Origin of the sequence: Streptomyces ossamyceticus (assembly GCF_001418475.1) — a bacterium.
Lineage (GTDB): Bacteria > Actinomycetota > Actinomycetes > Streptomycetales > Streptomycetaceae > Streptomyces > Streptomyces ossamyceticus.
In genome coordinates, this window is sequence record NZ_LIQX01000844.1 from 1 (window position 1) to 1,763 (window position 1,763).

Here is a 1,763-nt window from a genome sequence, read left to right on the forward strand (position 1 = left end):
ACGAGCCGGGTGCCGGGGCGGATGTGGCTGAGGGCGGCGGCCAGTTCCGGGGTCAGGACGCCGTCCTCGTAGACGGGGCCCAGTTCGTGCGACGCGGGCACCACCACGGTGTCGGCGGTCGCCAGGGCCTCCGGGCCGTTCGCGACGAGGACGGCGAAGTCGGCGTCCGTCTCCACCGGTCCCGGCGGCCGGACCGAGCACGTGACGATGTCGTACAGGCGGCGGCCGTCCGCGCCCCGCGCCTTGCCGAAGATGCGCTGCGGGATGCCCAGCTCGAACGGCAGCAGCCCGTCCAGGGCGAGCACGACGACACGGTGCCGGGCACCGGGCCCGGCGGGCCTGCGGGGTGGCTCCGGGCGTACGAGCGGGGTCATGGCCCGATCCTAACGAATGCTGTCCTTCGGGCCACTCGTTCCGGAAGGTCGCAGGTCCGAAGCTTGTCCGCATGACGCAGAGAGCCGACGACGCACCCGCGCTCGCCCGCACCACCACCGATCAGCAGCCCCACGAGTCCCGCCCCGCGAAGTCCTCCCGAGTGCACCGCGCCTGGTTCGTCGCGGCCGTCACCTTCGTGACGATCATCGGCGCGGCGGCCTTCCGCTCCCTGCCGGGTCTGCTGATCGACCCGCTGAACGCCGAGTTCCACTGGTCCCGCGGCACCATCGCGTCCGCCGTGTCGATCAACCTGGCGCTGTACGGGCTGACGGCGCCGTTCGCCGCCGCGCTGATGGACCGCTTCGGCATCCGCCGGGTGGTCGCGGTGGCCCTCACGGTGATCGCGGTCGGCGCCGGTTCGACGGTGTGGATGACCTCGGCGTGGCAGCTGATGCTCTGCTGGGGCCTGCTCGTGGGGCTCGGCTCCGGCTCGATGGCGCTGGCGTTCGCGGCGACGGTCACCAACCGCTGGTTCACCGAACGGCGCGGCCTCGTCTCGGGCATCCTGACCGCCGCCTCGGCCTCCGGGCAGCTGATCTTCCTGCCGCTGCTGTCCTGGATCGTCTCGGAACACGACTGGCGGCCCGCCGCCGTCACGGTGGCCCTCGCCGCCCTGGCCGTCGTCCCCTTCGTCTGGCTGCTGCTGCGCGACCACCCGGCGGACGCGGGGCTGAAGCCGTACGGGGCGACGGAGTTCGTGCCCAGGCCGGCGCCCGTGCCGGGGGCGGCCCGCAGGACGATCCGGGTCCTCCTCTCGGCGGCGCGGACCGGGCCGTTCTGGCTGCTCGCCGGCACCTTCGCCATCTGCGGCGCCTCCACGAACGGCCTCATCCAGACCCACTTCGTGCCCGCCGCCCACGACCACGGCATGCCCATCACCGCGGCGGCCTCCCTGCTGGCCGTCATCGGCGTCTTCGACGTCGTCGGCACGATCGCCTCCGGCTGGCTCACGGACCGCTACGAGCCACGGCGGCTGCTGGCCGTGTACTACGCGTTCCGCGGCCTCTCCCTCCTCTTCCTGCCGTATCTGCTGGCCCCCTCCGTGCACCTCCCGATGATCTTCTTCATCGTCTTCTACGGCCTCGACTGGGTCGCCACCGTCCCGCCCACCATGGCCCTGTGCCGTGAGCACTACGGCGACGACAGCGCCATCGTCTTCGGCTGGGTCCTCGCCTCCCACCAGGTCGGCGCCGCCCTCGTCGCCTTCCTCGGCGGCCTCGCCCGCGACACCTTCGGCGCGTACGACGTCGTCTGGTACGCCTCCGGGGCGCTGTGCGCGGTGGCGGCGCTGATGGCGCTGGTCATCCGGCGCCGGCGGCTCACCTTGC

General features: G+C 72.9%; 1 protein-coding gene and 1 pseudogene. One reads left to right on the forward strand and one right to left on the reverse strand.

Annotation, left to right across the window (positions count from 1 at the left end):
* A pseudogene (locus AOK15_RS39585) lies at positions 1–374 on the reverse strand (AraC family transcriptional regulator); the annotation flags it as partial.
* A 71-nt stretch (positions 375–445) separates the two neighbouring features.
* On the opposite strand from AOK15_RS39585, the gene AOK15_RS39590 reads away from it, so the two are divergent.
* The coding region (locus tag AOK15_RS39590; RefSeq protein ID WP_055523888.1) for an MFS transporter at positions 446–1,763 on the forward strand (1,318 nt) is incomplete at its 3' end.